General features: G+C 70.7%; 16 protein-coding genes. 5 read left to right on the forward strand and 11 right to left on the reverse strand.

Annotated elements, in window-relative coordinates; all coding sequences use genetic code 11:
• Nucleotides 1–8 precede the first annotated feature (8 nt).
• Nucleotides 9–1,037 (forward strand): methyltransferase, encoded by a 1,029-nt coding sequence (locus tag AB0898_RS10345; RefSeq protein WP_366802433.1) that lies wholly within the window; start codon nucleotides 9–11, stop codon nucleotides 1,035–1,037.
• A gap of 94 nt (nucleotides 1,038–1,131) precedes the next feature.
• On the opposite strand, the gene AB0898_RS10350 is transcribed toward AB0898_RS10345, so the two are convergent.
• From AB0898_RS10350 to AB0898_RS10380, 7 genes are read right to left on the reverse strand one after another with little or no spacing between them, the layout of a single operon-like run.
• Nucleotides 1,132–1,458, reverse strand: coding sequence for a TcmI family type II polyketide cyclase (locus AB0898_RS10350; RefSeq protein ID WP_366802434.1), 327 nt, complete (start codon nucleotides 1,456–1,458; stop codon nucleotides 1,132–1,134).
• Nucleotides 1,459–1,490: 32 nt separating this feature from the next.
• Nucleotides 1,491–1,970, reverse strand: a complete 480-nt coding sequence (locus tag AB0898_RS10355) for an SRPBCC family protein (protein ID WP_366802435.1) — start codon at nucleotides 1,968–1,970, stop codon at nucleotides 1,491–1,493.
• Between the two features lies 1 nt (nucleotide 1,971).
• Nucleotides 1,972–2,229, reverse strand: coding sequence for a phosphopantetheine-binding protein (locus AB0898_RS10360; protein WP_366802436.1), 258 nt, complete (start codon nucleotides 2,227–2,229; stop codon nucleotides 1,972–1,974).
• A 23-nt stretch (nucleotides 2,230–2,252) separates the two neighbouring features.
• Entirely contained in the window at nucleotides 2,253–3,491 is a 1,239-nt protein-coding gene (locus AB0898_RS10365) for a ketosynthase chain-length factor (protein ID WP_366802437.1), read from the reverse strand.
• Nucleotides 3,492–3,498: 7 nt separating this feature from the next.
• Nucleotides 3,499–4,758 carry a beta-ketoacyl-[acyl-carrier-protein] synthase family protein gene (locus AB0898_RS10370; protein WP_366802438.1) on the reverse strand — a complete coding sequence of 420 codons (1,260 nt, stop codon included), beginning with the start codon at nucleotides 4,756–4,758 and terminating at the stop codon, nucleotides 3,499–3,501.
• The gene (locus AB0898_RS10375) at nucleotides 4,755–5,213 is read right to left on the reverse strand and encodes a cupin domain-containing protein (RefSeq protein ID WP_366802439.1); all 459 of its coding nucleotides are present in this window, start codon (nucleotides 5,211–5,213) and stop codon (nucleotides 4,755–4,757) included. Before AB0898_RS10375 ends, AB0898_RS10370 begins: the two co-directional genes overlap by 4 nt.
• 57 nt (nucleotides 5,214–5,270) lie before the next feature.
• The gene (locus AB0898_RS10380; protein ID WP_366802440.1) at nucleotides 5,271–6,359 is read right to left on the reverse strand and encodes a SchA/CurD-like domain-containing protein; all 1,089 of its coding nucleotides are present in this window, start codon (nucleotides 6,357–6,359) and stop codon (nucleotides 5,271–5,273) included.
• A 223-nt stretch (nucleotides 6,360–6,582) separates the two neighbouring features.
• On the opposite strand from AB0898_RS10380, the gene AB0898_RS10385 reads away from it, so the two are divergent.
• Nucleotides 6,583–8,232, forward strand: a complete 1,650-nt coding sequence (locus AB0898_RS10385; RefSeq protein ID WP_366802442.1) for an FAD-dependent monooxygenase — start codon at nucleotides 6,583–6,585, stop codon at nucleotides 8,230–8,232.
• A 147-nt stretch (nucleotides 8,233–8,379) separates the two neighbouring features.
• Nucleotides 8,380–8,748 carry a nuclear transport factor 2 family protein gene (locus tag AB0898_RS10390; RefSeq protein WP_366802443.1) on the forward strand — a complete coding sequence of 123 codons (369 nt, stop codon included), beginning with the start codon at nucleotides 8,380–8,382 and terminating at the stop codon, nucleotides 8,746–8,748.
• Here AB0898_RS10390 and AB0898_RS10395 read toward each other — a convergent pair.
• Complete coding sequence (locus tag AB0898_RS10395; protein WP_366802444.1) at nucleotides 8,653–9,600, reverse strand: helix-turn-helix transcriptional regulator; 948 nt, start codon at nucleotides 9,598–9,600, stop codon at nucleotides 8,653–8,655. The genes AB0898_RS10390 and AB0898_RS10395 overlap by 96 nt on opposite strands.
• 46 nt (nucleotides 9,601–9,646) lie before the next feature.
• Nucleotides 9,647–10,420, reverse strand: a complete 774-nt coding sequence (locus tag AB0898_RS10400) for a glycosyltransferase family A protein (RefSeq protein WP_366802446.1) — start codon at nucleotides 10,418–10,420, stop codon at nucleotides 9,647–9,649.
• Between the two features lie 106 nt (nucleotides 10,421–10,526).
• On the opposite strand from AB0898_RS10400, the gene AB0898_RS10405 reads away from it, so the two are divergent.
• Nucleotides 10,527–10,778, forward strand: coding sequence for a hypothetical protein (locus tag AB0898_RS10405; RefSeq protein ID WP_366802447.1), 252 nt, complete (start codon nucleotides 10,527–10,529; stop codon nucleotides 10,776–10,778).
• Nucleotides 10,779–11,523: 745 nt separating this feature from the next.
• On the opposite strand, the gene AB0898_RS10410 is transcribed toward AB0898_RS10405, so the two are convergent.
• Both AB0898_RS10410 and AB0898_RS10415 read right to left on the reverse strand, forming a co-directional pair.
• Nucleotides 11,524–12,195 carry a YdcF family protein gene (locus AB0898_RS10410; RefSeq protein WP_366802448.1) on the reverse strand — a complete coding sequence of 224 codons (672 nt, stop codon included), beginning with the start codon at nucleotides 12,193–12,195 and terminating at the stop codon, nucleotides 11,524–11,526.
• Nucleotides 12,192–12,986 carry a GntR family transcriptional regulator gene (locus AB0898_RS10415; RefSeq protein WP_366802449.1) on the reverse strand — a complete coding sequence of 265 codons (795 nt, stop codon included), beginning with the start codon at nucleotides 12,984–12,986 and terminating at the stop codon, nucleotides 12,192–12,194. Before AB0898_RS10415 ends, AB0898_RS10410 begins: the two co-directional genes overlap by 4 nt.
• A gap of 267 nt (nucleotides 12,987–13,253) precedes the next feature.
• Here AB0898_RS10415 and AB0898_RS10420 point away from each other — a divergent pair, with 267 nt between their 5' ends.
• Nucleotides 13,254–14,084, forward strand: coding sequence for an aspartyl/asparaginyl beta-hydroxylase domain-containing protein (locus AB0898_RS10420; RefSeq protein WP_366802450.1), 831 nt, complete (start codon nucleotides 13,254–13,256; stop codon nucleotides 14,082–14,084).
• The last annotated feature ends 39 nt before the right edge of the window (nucleotides 14,085–14,123 follow it).

The raw sequence follows: 14,123 nt of genomic DNA on the forward strand, positions 1-14,123 counted from the left end.
GGCGGCAGATGACGACCGCTGAGACTGCCCCACCGCCCCCCATGCGCCTGCGCGAGCTGGTGTTCGGGGCGGCCTGCGCCGCCGCCGTCCGGGCCGCCGCCCGGCTCGGCGTCGCCGACGCCCTCACCGACCGGCCGACCGCCGTGGAGGACCTGGCGGCCGCGGTGAAGACCGAGCCCAAGCCGCTGCGCCGGCTGCTGCGGGCCCTGTCCTGCTACGGCGTCTTCGCCGAGCAGCCGGACGGCACCTTCACCCACACCGACATGTCCCGCCTGCTGCGCGAGGACGACCCCAACAGCCTGCGCGCCATCGCCCTGTGGTGCACCGAGCCGTGGACCTGGGACGCCTGGCCGAAGCTGGACGAGGCCGTGCGCACCGGGAACAACGTCGTGGAGTCCCTCTACGGCAAGGAGTTCTTCACCTACCTCAACGAGGACGCCCCCGAGTCCGCGGACGTCTTCAACCGGGCCATGACCCGCTCCAGCGAGCAGTCCGCCCGCGAGGTCGCCGCCCTCCTGGACCTCTCCGGCGCCTCCTCGGTGGCGGACCTCGGCGGCGGCCAGGGCCATGTGGTGGCCTGCCTGCTCGACAAGTACCCGACGATGCGCGGCAGTCTGCTCGACCTGCCCCGCGTGGTCGAGAACGCGCTGCCCCGGCTGCGCGAGGGCGGCGACCTGGCCTCCCGCGCCGAGATCGTGCCCGGTGACGTGCGCTCCTCGGTCCCGGTCAAGGCCGACGTCTACGTCATCAAGAACATCCTGGAGTGGGACGACGAGAGCACGGCCCGCCTCCTGGGCAACGTCGTGAAGGCGGGCGGCAAGGGCACCCGGGTGATCGTCATCGAGAACCTGGTGGACGACACCCCCTCGATGCGCTTCAGCACCGCCATGGACCTGCTGCTCCTGCTCAACGTCGGCGGCGCCAAGCACACCACCGAGAGCATGGTCGGCCGGCTCACCTCGGCGGGCCTGGCCGTGGACGACATCCGTCCCGTCAACCCGTATCTGCACGCCTTCGAGTGCCACGTCGTCGGCTGACCGACGGCACCGGCGCACCCCGGAAAACCGGCCGCCGGGCCCGCGACGCTGCGGGCCCGGCGGCCGGTGACTGTCCGAAGCGGACCGGAGGGGACTACTGGTCGCGCTCCCACACGTAGAAGCGCCGCGCCATGGCGTCCTTCGGGGAACGCCAGGTCTCCGGGTCGTAGGCGCTGACGTACGCCGTCAGACGCTCGCTGATGCCCCGGAACTCCGGGTGCCCGGCCACCTTGGCGATGGCGGGGGCGGGGTCGGTGTCCGACTCGACGAGGTGCATGTACACATCGCCGAACTGGAACAGGCTGCGGCGGCGCACCCCGACGAGGTGCGGCAGCTCGCCCCGGTCGGACTCCGCGAAGATCTTCGCGATGTCCTGGGCGGAGCCCGGAGCCATCCGGGCCACGATCAGTCCCTGGTGCATGGACTCGTGTCCTCTCGTCCCTCGGGGAGGGCTCAGTCGGCCAGGGCCGGCGCGGGCCGGTGACCTGCGGCGGCCTTCTCGATCTTGTCCCGGATGAGGGCCATCTGGACCTTGGAGTTCTTGTTGATGTTGTCGGTCATCCAGTCGTCGTCGACCGGAGCCTCCGGCTTCATCGCGAAGTCCTGCGTCCACACCATCCGCGTACCGGCGGGCACTTCCTCGTACCGCCAGTGGATGTTCATGTGGGCGAAGGGGCCGGTCTCCACGCGGCGGGCGTGGACCTCCAGGTCGTCGCGGTTCGGCTCACGCTCGGAGACCCAGCTCCAGACGGTGCCGTTCTCGTCGGGGTGCATGGTCAGCCGGAAGGTCGTCTTGCGGCCCTCCCGCTCGATGACCTCGACGGCGGCGTACTCGCTGAACAGCCGCGGCCAGTTCTCCAGGTCGTTGGTCATGTCCCAGACCAGGTCGAGCGGGGCCGCGATCGTGATCTCGTTCTGGGTGTGCCCTGTCATCTCAGGCTCCTGCCAGTAGTGCGCTGTTGACGAGGTCGAGGAACTGCTTGGGGGTCTTGCAGCGCTCGGCGTCGGGCGGCATCGGGACGCCGTGCCGGTTCTCCAGCTCGCCGACGATGCCCAGCAGGCCGAGCGAGTCGAGCCCGAGCGTCTCGAAGGGGGTCTCCGGCCGCTCCCGCAGCACCTCCGGCGCGACGGTGATCCCGGCGGCCTTCTTCATGAGGGCGGCCAGTTCTTCCTCGGTGATCTGCGCGTTCATGCCGTTTCTCCTTTGCTGTTCGCCTACGCGGCGCCGTGCCGCAGCACGAGTGCCGAGTTCGACCCCATGAGTCCCCGGCTGAGGACCAGCGCCGTGCGCGGCTCGGCGACCCGCGCGCGCCCGGTGACGAGGTCGATGTCGTGGCAGACGTCGAACACGTTCGGCGTCGGCGGGATCAGGCCGTGCTCCATGGCGAGCACGGCGGCCGACACATCCAGCACCGGCGCGGCGCAGTAGCCCCGCCCGATGCCGGTCTTCGGCGCCGTCACCGGCACCCGGCGGCCGTGCTCACCGAGCGCGTCCACCAGGGCCAGCGCCTCGGCGCGGTCCGCGGCCGGCACCCCGAGGGCGTCGGCGAAGACGACGTCGACCTCCTCCGGGGCGCAGGCGGCCTCGGCCAGCGCCTGCCGGATCGCCTCGGCGAGCCCGGCCCGGGACTCCTCCCAGCGGGAGGCGCCGGTGAAGGTCGCCGCGTGGCCCGCGACGATCGCCCGGACGTCCGCACCGCGCTCCCGCGCGGCCGTCTCCGACTCGATGACGAGCATCGCGCCGCCCTCGGCCGGTACGAACCCGCACGCGGCCTCGGTGAACGGCCGGTAGGCGCGGGCCGGGTCGGTCTCGGCGCTCAGCTCCTCGTACCCGAGCTGGCAGACCACCGAGTACGGCGCGAGCGGTGCCTCGGTGGAGCCGGCCACCACCCGGTCGGTGCCCCGGCGTACGGCGCGTGCCGCGTGCGCCAGCGCGTCCAGACCGCCCGCCTCGTCGGAGGCGACCACCGAGCAGGGGCCCTTGAACCCGCGCCGGATGGAGATCTGGCCGGTGCTGGCCGCGTAGAACCAGGCGATCGACTGGTACGGCCCGACGAACCGGCTGCCCTTGCCCCACAGCTGCTGGAGCTCGCGCTGCCCGAACTCGCCGCCGCCGGAGCCGGCCGCGGTGACCACGCCGATGGAGTACGGGTCCGCGTCGGTGTCGGCCTGGCCGAGCCGGGCGTCCTCCAGGGCGCGGTCCGCCGCCGCCATCGCGAAGTGCGTGAAGCGGTCGGTCTGCACCAGGAACCGCTCCTCGACCACCGACGGGTCGAACTCGCGGACCTCGCCCGCCACCTTCAGCGGCAGGTGCTCGCAGCCCTCCCGGGTCACCCGGTCCAGGAGGCTGAGCCCCTCCTGGGTGGACTTCCAGAAGGTCTCCGTGCTGATGCCGTTCGGCGCGACCACACCTATGCCGGTGACGGCCGCCCGACGGTTCTGGGTTGCGCTCATCGTGTCCTCACTCCCTCGGCCGGGTCAGGATCACCGCGGACTGGAAACCGCCGAACCCGCTGCCCACCGACAGCACGCCGTTGAGCTTCCGTTCCCGGGCCTCGCGCGGCACGTAGTCCAGGTCGCACTCGGGGTCGGGCGTCTCGTAGTTCGCGGTCGGCGGGACGGTCTGCCGGGCGAGCGCCAGCACGCACGCCACCACCTCGATGGCCCCGATCGCCCCGAGGGAGTGCCCCACCATCGACTTGATGGAGCTCATCGGGGTGTCGTAGGCGTGCTGTCCGAGCGCCCGCTTGACCGCCGCCGTCTCGTGGCGGTCGTTCTGCCGGGTGCCGGAGCCGTGGGCGTTCACGTAGTCGATCGCCGTCGGGTCGAGGCGGGCCTGGTCCAGGGCCGTCTCGATCGCGCGGGCCATCTCCAGGCCCTCGGGCGTCAGACCGGTCATGTGATACGCGTTGCCGAACGTCGCGTAGCCGCTCAGCTCGCAGTACACGTGCGCGCCACGGGCCCGCGCATGCTCCAGCTCCTCCAGGACCAGTACGGCGCCGCCCTCGCCCATGACGAACCCGTCACGGTTGTTGTCGAAGGGGCGGGAGGCGTGCGCCGGGTCGTCGTTGTTCGGGGAGGTCGCCTTGATCGCGTCGAAGCACGCCATCGTGATCGGCGAGATGGGCGAGTCGGAGGCGCCGGCGATGCATATGTCCGCGCGGCCCTCCTGCACGGTGTGGAAGGCGTAGCCCACCGCGTCCAGGCCCGAGGTGCAGCCCGTCGAGACCGTCTGCACCGGGCCCCGGGCCCCGAACCGCTCGGCCACCGAGGAGGCGACCGTGCTCGGGGAGAACGCCCGGTGCAGCTGCGGGCGCGCCTTCACATGGTCCACGTCCCAGCGCTCACCGCCGTTGCTGACCAGGACGTAGTCGTTCTCCAGGCGGGTGGTGCCGCCCACGGCGGTGCCGACCGAGACCCCGATCCGCCACGGGTTCTCCCGCGCGAGGTCCAGGCCCGAGTCGTGCACCGCCTCGTCGCCGGCCACCAGGGCGAACTGGATGTACCGGTCCGCCCGTTCGACCTGCTCCGCGTCGAGGCCGTAGGCCGCCGGGTCGAAGTCGCACTCGGCGGCTATGCGCGAGCGCAGCCCGGAGGGGTCGAAGAACGTGATGCCCCGTGTCGCGGTACGGCCGCTCGACAGCAGGTCCCAGAAGGCCGGGGCACCGATGCCGCCCGGGGCCACGATGCCTATGCCCGTGACCGCCACCCGGCGGGTCATGAGGGCACCTGCTCCCGGCCGGCCCTGGCTCCGCCCGCCTCCGTCACCACCGCGGCGGCGCCGATGACGTCCGTCTCCTCGGTGTCGACGTGACCGAGCTGCGGGCGCGGGGCCAGCGGGCCCAGGTGGAAGACGAGGCGTGCCTCGTCGTCGCCGACGTTGCGGAAGCGGTGCCGCATGTTCATCGGGATCATCAGGCCCTGCTCCGGCAGCAGGGGGTGCGCCTCGCCGTCGAGGTCCACCTCCAGGCGGCCGCAGATCACGTACACGAACTCCTCGGAGTACGGGTGGTAGTGCTCGCCGATGCGGTCGCCCGGCTGGATGAGGGCCACGCCCATGAAACCGCTGGTCGAGCCGACCGTCGCCGGGGTCAGCATGGCGCGCAGGTCACCGCCGCGCCGGGTGTTGGGCTCGGCGTCCATCAGGTTCACGATCTTGGGACGGGGTTGGATCACAGCTTCCTCCGTGGGGTGTGCCGCATCGGCGCTTGCGAGGGGGGAGTGGGACACCGATCAGGCGCCCTGCGACCGGCGGTCGGTGACGAGGTCCATCCGGGCGGCGTCGCCGACGAGCAGCGCGCGCACCTCGGCGGCCGCGGCCGCGTCGCGGGGCAGTGCGTCGACGTCGTCGTCGCGTACGTCCACCAGCCGGACCACTACGTCGTCGCGCTGGAAGACCGTGCTGCGCAGCACCGGGCTGCGCGGGTCGTCGGCGGCGGCCTGGTCGGCCTGCGAGAGCAGCTCGGCCAGCCGCATGCCCTGGCCTTCGCGGGCCGGGTAGAACAGGGCGAGCCGGGCGCTCTCGGCGCCGGCGCCGTCCGCCATCACGTGGTGCACGGCGGGCAGGGCGGCGCGGGTGAAGAACATCCGCGCCGACTCCTGGTCGTCCAGGTCGCGGTCCTGCTCCAGGTAGGGGTTGATGGCCTCCTCCACCGCGCGGATCTCCGGCTGCCGGGCCACGTGGCGCAGCGCCGCCAGCAGGTCGCCGCGCACCTCGATGGCGCGCACGACCCGGTTGCCCTCCATGAACAGCGAGGTGCGCAGCAGCCGGGTGCCGTCGTCGACACGGGCGGCGGGCGAGGCGTAGTCCGCGAGGATCCTGCGGACCTTGTCCTCCGTGCCCGGCTTCACCGTGAAGGTGAGCGCGTGCCGGATGACACCGTCGCCGATGCGCGGGCGCTCCTGGAGCCGGCGGCCGCCGGGGGTCTGGGCCGCGGCCGAGGCGCCGTTGGTCTCGCGGACGATCTGGAAGCGCAGCGAGCGGGTGTCGCGGACGCAGGAGTGCAGCGGCTCCACCATCGCCACGTGCTCCTCGCTGTTCACCCAGGTGAGGAACGGCGGGGCGCTCTCCCACTCGCTGGTGATCAGCCACTGCGAGGGGTTCTCGATCGACTGGCAGAGCTGGTCGCTGACGTGTCCGGGCACCTGGGCGACCTGCGCGCACAGCTGCTCGTACGCCTCCAGGAACTGCTGCTGCGCCCCGTCGAACACGTCGACCAGCAGGACGACCCGCAGCGGGGAGCCGTCGAACACGGACTGGGAGACACGCTTCGAGGGCTCGCGTGTCAGCGTTCCTGACGGACGTTCAGACGTGGTGGTCATCCTGCACACATCTCCTTCGCGGAAGCTTCGGCCGGCGCCGGCCGCGCTGGGCACGGCAGCGTTCCTTGATCCTGTGACGACCCGGGGCGCCCCGCGACTCGTATGAACCACGTGGGTGACCGGGCGGGTGAACCACGTGGGTGATTGGACCGGCGGAGCGGGCGGCACCGGGCATGAGAAGTCACAGGCGCCCGCTACGCGCACCCCGTCACTGGAGGCTTCGATGCGTCAAAAAGCCGACCACCGCGTCCCCGTCCTCATCGTGGGCGGCTCACTGGTGGGCCTGTCCACGTCCGTGTTCCTGGGCCGTCTCGGTGTGCGGCACCTGCTCGTCGAACGGCACTCCGGCACCTCGAAGCATCCGCGCGGGCGCGGCAACAACGTCCGCACCATGGAGCTGTTCCGGACGGCCGGGATCGAGCCGGACGTCAAGGCGGCGGCCTCGCTGCTCGCCGACAACCACGGCATCCTCCAGACGCCCACTCTTGTGGGTGACGCCGGGGAATGGCTCTTCAAGGAGATCGACCCGGGCGGCGGGCTCGCGCGGTTCAGCCCCACCACCTGGTGTCTGTGCAGCCAGAACGACCTCGAACCCGTCCTCGTGGACAGCGCGCGCGAACTCGGCGGCGACCTGCGGTACTTCCACCGGATGGAGTCCTTCGAGCAGGACGCCGACGGGGTGACGGCGACGGTCACCGACCGGGCCGGCGAGGAGCGTTACACCGTCCGCGCCGACTATCTGATCGCCGCCGACGGCCCCCGCAGTCCCGTCCGCGAGGCCCTCGGCATCGGGCAGAGCGGCCCCGGCGAACTCTTCGCCAACGTCAGCGTCACCTTCCGCTCCGCCGCGCTGGCCGACGTGGTCGGCGACCGCCGCTTCATCTGCTGCTACCTCACCCACCCGGACGCCGACGGCGCGCTGCTCCCCGTCGACAACAAGGAGAACTGGGTCTTCCACGCGCCCTGGCACCCCGAGCGCGGCGAGACCCTGGACGACTTCACCGAGGAGCGGCTGCGCGACCACATCCGGCGGGCGGTCGGCGCGCCGGAGATCGACGTGAAGATCACCGGGATGGCGTCCTGGCGGGCCGCCGAACGCGTCGCCGAACGCTATTCCTCCGGGCGGGTCTTCCTCGCCGGCGACTCCGCGCACGAGATGTCCCCCACCGGCGCCTTCGGCTCCAACACCGGTATCCAGGACGCCCACAACCTGGCCTGGAAGCTCTCCGCCGTCCTCTCCGGCTGGGCCGGCCCCGCGCTCCTGGACTCCTACGACGCCGAGCGCCGCCCCGTCGCCCTCGCCACCAGCGCCCGCGCCTCCGCCCGCTCCGTCGAGCACAGCCACCCCGGCTTCGCCCCCGCCCCGGGCGTCGGCGGCGGGCGGCGCGGCGGCATCCTGGGCGTCGTCCTCGGCCACCGCTACCCCACCGGCGCGGTCCTGGACGCCGACCCGTCCCAGCCGGTCGTCGGCGACACCCTCACCCTCGACGGCACCCCCGGCACCCGCGCCCCCCACCTCTGGGTCCGCCGCGGCGGCGTCCGCCTCTCCACCCTCGACCTCTACGAACGCTCCCTGGTCCTCCTCACCGACGCCCCCGACGACGCGGGCTGGCACGCGGCGGCCCGCCGGGTCGCCGCCGAGGACGGCGTCCCCCTGGAGGCGTACCGCATCGGCCCCGGCCCGGACGCCGACCTCACCTACGACCGGGACGACCCGGCGGCCACCGACTGGGCCGACCTCCACGGCACCACGGCCGACGGCGCGATCCTGATCCGCCCCGACGGCTTCGTCGCCTGGCGCACCACCTCGGCCGCCCCGGACCCGGACGGGGTCCTCCGAGAGGTCCTGGGGACACTGCTGAGCACGCACTGAGCCCACCGGCGAGGGCGTCATTACCTCAGCGGTAATCGACCCCCGCCGACGGCGGCGGCAGGCTGTGGGAGCGGGCAGGGCGACGCGCACCACGCGAGGTCACCCGGCCCCGCTCCCACCAGTCCGTGCAGACGAGAGGACACCACCGTGACCATCCACGAGGACGCTGTCGAGCGCTACTTCGCCGCCTGGAACGCCGCCACCCCCGAGGACCTGGCCAAGGCGGTCGCCGCGGCCTTCACCGAGGACGGCACCTACACCGACCCGCTGTGCGAGGTGCGGGGCCACGACGGCATCGCCGCGGCGATCGGCGGCGCCCACGAGCAGTTCCCCGGCTTCGCGTTCCGGCCGACCGGCACGCCGGACGCCCACCACGACCTCGTCCGCTTCACCTGGGACCTGATCTCCACCGCCGACGGTTCAGCCCCGGCCGCCGGATTCGACGTGATCACCCTCGCCGAGGACGGCCGCATCTCCCGCGTCACCGGCTTCCTGGACCGGCTCCCGGGCGCCTGACCGGGCGCTCGGCGACAGCTCCCGGAGGATGGCGGCCGTCTCCGCGTCGGCGGGCAGGAACGTCTCCACCGCCAGCTCGGAGACGGTCACATCCATCGGGGTGTTGAAGGTGGTGGCGGTCGAGAGGAACGACAGCACCCGGCCGCCCGCCTCGATGCGCAGCGGCAGGGCGTACGGGTGGGGGTGCGGCGCCCGCGCGTCCGGGTCGGGGCTCTCGTTCCCCGGCACCGGATACGCGGCGACCTCCTCGTACAGCTCGCGCAGCGCGTCGGAGGCCCGCAGCGTGGCCTGCCGCTCCATGCGCTCCAGCAGGTGCGCCCGCCATTCGCCCAGGTTCCGGATGCGCGGCGCCAGACCCTCCGGGTGCAGGGTGAGACGCATGGCGTTCAGGGGCGGCCTGAGCAGATGGGCGGCCACCCCGTCGAGCAGCAGCGCCACGCCCCTGTTCGCCGCCACCACGTCGTACATCCCGTCCATCACCAGGGCGGGATGCGGCTCGTACGCGGTCAGCAGCTGCTCCAGGCCGGTCCGCACCGGGGCCATCGCCGGCGCGGAGAGCGGCGTCTCCGGGTAGGAGGGCGCGTAACCGGCCGCCACGAGAAGGGAGTTGCGGTCCCGCACGGGCACGTTCAGCTGCTCGGCGAGATGCAGCACCATGGACCGGCTCGGGACGGACCGGCCGGTCTCGATGAAGCTGATGTGCCGCGCGGAGCTGTCCGCCTTCAGCGCCAGTTCGAGCTGGGTGAAGCGCCGCATCCTGCGCCAGCCCCGCAGCAGGCTCCCGACGTGCGCCTCGCCGGCCGCCCCGGCCTTCCCCGTGATTCCGGTCGTCCCGGCCGTCCCGGTCGTCATGGCGAGGACGGTATCCGACGGGGCGCGGGCGCCGCGGGGCGGATTCCTAGATCCGCGAGTTGCGCAGCGACTGCCACACCGCGCCGGCCAGGGACCGCGCCGACCTCGGGACGGAGAGTCCCTCGTGCTGTCGGTACAGCTCCCAGTTGTACTGCACGAGCGACAGCTTGTTGGAGGACAGCGAGCCCGCCTGGTGGGCCCGGTAGACCGCGAGCGGCTCGGTGAGGCCGCGGGCGTCGGCGCCGTCGCGCATGATCGACAGCCACAGGGCGTAGTCCTGCCGCTTGCGCATCTCCGGCATGAGCCGCGTGCCCAGCACATTGCGGTCGTACATCGCGGTGAGCGCGCCTATGTAGTCCCGCACCAGCATGGCGCGGTAATCCACGTGCTCCCGCGCCTGGACCACCCGTCCATTGGGGACGAAATCGGTGCTTTCACCCTCGTAGTCGGCGTCCATCTTGTAGTACGAGGTGAACGTCAGAGGCGCGTCACCGGCGGCGGCGAACGCCACCTGCCGCTCGGTCTTCTCCGGGAGCCACATGTCGTCGCTGTCGAGGAACGCGACGTAGTCCCCCCGCGCCCGCTCGATCGCGAGGTTGCGCGCCCGCCCGGCACCGCCCTGCTCGGGCGCCGACCGCGGCAGCACACGCTCGTCCTGACGGGCGAACTCCATGAGCAGATCCATGGAGTCGTCGGTGGACTTGTCGTCGGTGACCAGCAGCTCCAGATCACTGTGGGTCTGCGCGAGCACCGACCGGACCGCCGCGCCGAGCGTGGCCGCCGAGTTGTACACGGGCATCACGACTGACACCAGGGGCACAGCGCTTCTCCTTGCTATTCCGGTGACGACACTCCATTCAAGCATCGCGCCCCACCCTGGCTCGAACCAGGCGATCATGAACCGGCACCTTGTTAGCGTGCGGACCATGACAGCCGATGAGCACGAAAAGCCTTACGCACAGGACGAGTTGGCGGATTCCTCGTGGAGCTGGGCAGGCCTCGGCCCGGTCGGCGGCGCCCTCCTGGCACTCTCCGGATCCGGCCTGCTCCTGTGGGCGTTCCTCACCCGGTCCGGCTCCAGCCCTTCGCTGATGCACCAGGCCGCGAAGATCGTGGCACTCGGCCTGGTGATCACCGGCACCACCCTGGTGGCACGGCGCCGCGACCGGGACCACTGATCCCAGGAATCACAAAGGCCCAGGTCAGAGCACGCATCTGTCCTGGGCCTCGCCAGAGCCCCCTGTCGGATTCGAACCGACGACCTACGCATTACAAGTTGTCCGATGGAGATCCGGGCACGTCCGCTGGCTTCCAGGGCGCAAGCGTTGCGCCAGACCGGAGGACACACTGCGTATCTCTGGACGGCAACCGATGCAGGTAAGAGATGGCCTTACTGCGACCACGCTTGAGACCGCTAGACCCAGGACGGCCCGGGTGGGCGCTTGGTCGTGACCGAGCGCCCACCCGGTCAGCGAGGCGGATCAATCGCAGCGCATAAGCTCGTTGCCCTCGGCAGGAAATCAGCTCGATTACTCTGCCAACCCCTACACGGTGAATCCGCTTGCGCCGAACGCGGAAGGATCGGAGCTCATTGTTGGGCGAGACAGGGAGCTACGGAAGCTCATCACTCAACTGACCTCGACTGACACTCACCCGACAATCGAGGGTGATAACGGTTCCGGCAAGACGAGCCTTGTTGCAGTTGCGGCGTATCGAGCCGAACAGGAGTTTATTGCAGGCCGAGCCCAGCAGCTCCTCATCCCCATTCCGTAGCCGACCGCCCAGCCACAGAGATCCTCTCCCCGTTTCATGCGCGCGGCCACTGGTCGCGGCCAGCCGGGGAGAAGGCAGGAGGCGGGCCGCGCGCCGTAGAGAAGGATCGCACCCGCACCATGCGTGGGCCTTGGCAAGATAAAAATTTTGCTACCGCGGTGCGGACTGTGAATCCTCCGGGAGGATTCGGCTGGTGAATCCTGCATCGCGAAGGCGCGAGTATGCAACCTCGATCGCTTCGGGAATTACCTGCTCAGTCATGAACCCTTGCTGCGGATAAACGACAAGCCGTTGCTGAGCCCCCACCAGCATGTCGATAACTAGCCGCGCGTCCCCGATCGCATCAACATAATCCTGGAGGGGCGTCGAGGTCGAAGCACTTACCCACTCAATATCTGGCCACAGCTTGCACGCCGTCGCGTAGGCGCGTCGCTCCTCGTAGGGCTTGCTTACCAAGAGAGCCGATGAGACGAGGACTTGCCGCTCTTCCAGCATCGCGCGTGAGTACCGAATATTCTCGCCCGTGTTCGTCGCCCTCGGCTCTACGAGGATGGCAGACTCCGGCACTCCGAGTTCGACAGCACGATCACGGTAGTGCTCCGCCTCCCCACGAGGCATCCGCTCCCGGGTCGTACGACTGGTCGCCCCCGTGAAGACGATGAGCGGCGCCATGCCGCGATGGAACAGCTCCGCCGTGGTGTCGGCGACTCCGAGGTCGTGACTACCGAGACCGATGGCGACCGAGCAGGGGCGCAGCTCGTGTCCCATCTGCTGGAAGTCCCAGAGTCGCTGAGCATCCGCCCACACCTGCGCTGAGATCATTGACTCTCGCTCTCCGCTTTCGCTGAGTCGGGAACCTTGAAGTCGTACGTCCACGCGAAGCGCGTCGCCGCGTGCACCCCGATCGCAAACTCCACCACGGTCCCGTCGGCTGTGTAGGTCGTTCGGTGGAGCTCCATCACCCATTCGCCCGGCGATAGCTGGAGGAGCTGCACCTCATCCGCTGTCGGGACACGTGCGAACAGAGTCTCCTGCATGTGGTCGATCTCGTAACCGGCGTCGTACAGGACGCGGAAGCCGCCGCCCCGGCCGGCGGGCCCTGGTGCGGGGTCGACAATGCGCGTTCCTTCGACGTGTTCAGGCCGGTAGTAGCTGGTCAGCGTATGCGTCGGCCGTGAACCCTCCTTGACCACGCGCGCCCGGGCGTAGACCTCGGCACCTTCCGGAAGGCCATGCGCATCGGCGACGACGGCCGGCGCTTTCACCCGGTTGACGGTCTGCGTCTGCTCGTTCCGCCTGTACGCCCGCCCGGACGCCACGCGGTCCGCGATGAACGCCACCTCATCACCGTCCCGCCACTTGACCTTGTCGTATCGCGCGATGCCAAGCCGCTTGAGCGGGGTCCGCTCGCGGACAACGGTGCCGTGGCCACGCGACGACGTGACCAGCCCCTCGGCTTCCAGCGCCTTGTAGGCCGCGTGAACCGTGGACTTCGAGCCCTCGCCCGCTTCCACCAGGTCCCTGATCTGCGGCAATTGGACACCAGGCGCGTACTCGCCGCTCCTGATCTGCTCGGCCAGCCGGTCCGCGAGTTCCCGCCACTTGGGCGCCATGCACAACTCCTCTCGATATCGATCAGTGAAACACAGTCCCAGGACTGTTGACTGTCCTGGGACTGTGAGTCAATGTCTTAACTCACGGCTCGCAGTCCCAGGACAGCGGGCGGGGAAGCCTATTTTGGGCTGCCCGAACGCAGGCGGAGCACGCTGAAAGGCCCCCCGCAATGGCCAGGGGGCAACGGTCGGCCCGACACGGCGCCCTCCGCACCCCATCGACCGCCCGGGATGCAGGCCCCGGGCGATGACACCGAGAGGGCCACCATGGAAGAAGCGACCACCACTTTGTCGGAGCAGATCGTCCAGCTGGACCGGTTGAACGCGTCCCTGATCGAGCGGCTGCGGCACGAGGCCCTGACCTCGCCCGCGCCCTGGACGGCCGAGTACGGTGAGTTCCAGTCCGGCGGCTGGCTGACCGCGTCCCTGATGAACCCCTCCCGCGACGCTGCCGACGTCCGTATCGCGGATGGCACCGCCCGGCCGACCCCCCTGCTCCAGCAAATGCCGGCCACCGCCGACCTGCTGGCCGCACTGGGCCTGCACTACATGTGGGTCCGGCTCGCGCGCCTGACCCCGAACGCGTTTCTGTGGGAGCACCGCGACTACGAAGAGCTCGACCAGGTCGAGCGCCACCGGCTGCACATCCCCCTGCACACCAATTCCTCCGCGTTCCTGGTGACCGGCGGCACGAAGGTCCACATGACCGGCGGACGGATCTGGCGCCTGACCCCGACCTACGCACACGGCGTCTGCAACCTGCTCGGCCCGGACCGTATCCACCTGATCGCGGACGTGTACGCGGACGACGCCTACACCCGGCTGACCGGGCAGGCGCGGGAACCGGTCCACGCCCAACAGCTGCCGCAAGCCTCCCAGTCGGAGCTGACCGAGGCCCTGGCCGGTGCCCGGCGCCTGGCCGACCTCGGCTACGTCGGCACCGCCGAACAGTCGCTGCTGCGCCTGTTCTACTCCTTCGCTCTGCCCGAGGGCACCGCCTACGACCTGATCGTCTCCCTGCACACCGCGCGCGGCGACAGCTCGGCGGCCGACCGGTGGACGGCCGCGAAGTCCAAGCTGCTCGCCCTCGCCTCGTGACGCCCGCCGTCGCCCACACCCCCTTCAGCGCGGAAGGAC

Origin of the sequence: Streptomyces sp. NPDC005435 (assembly GCF_040703155.1) — a bacterium.
GTDB lineage: Bacteria > Actinomycetota > Actinomycetes > Streptomycetales > Streptomycetaceae > Streptomyces.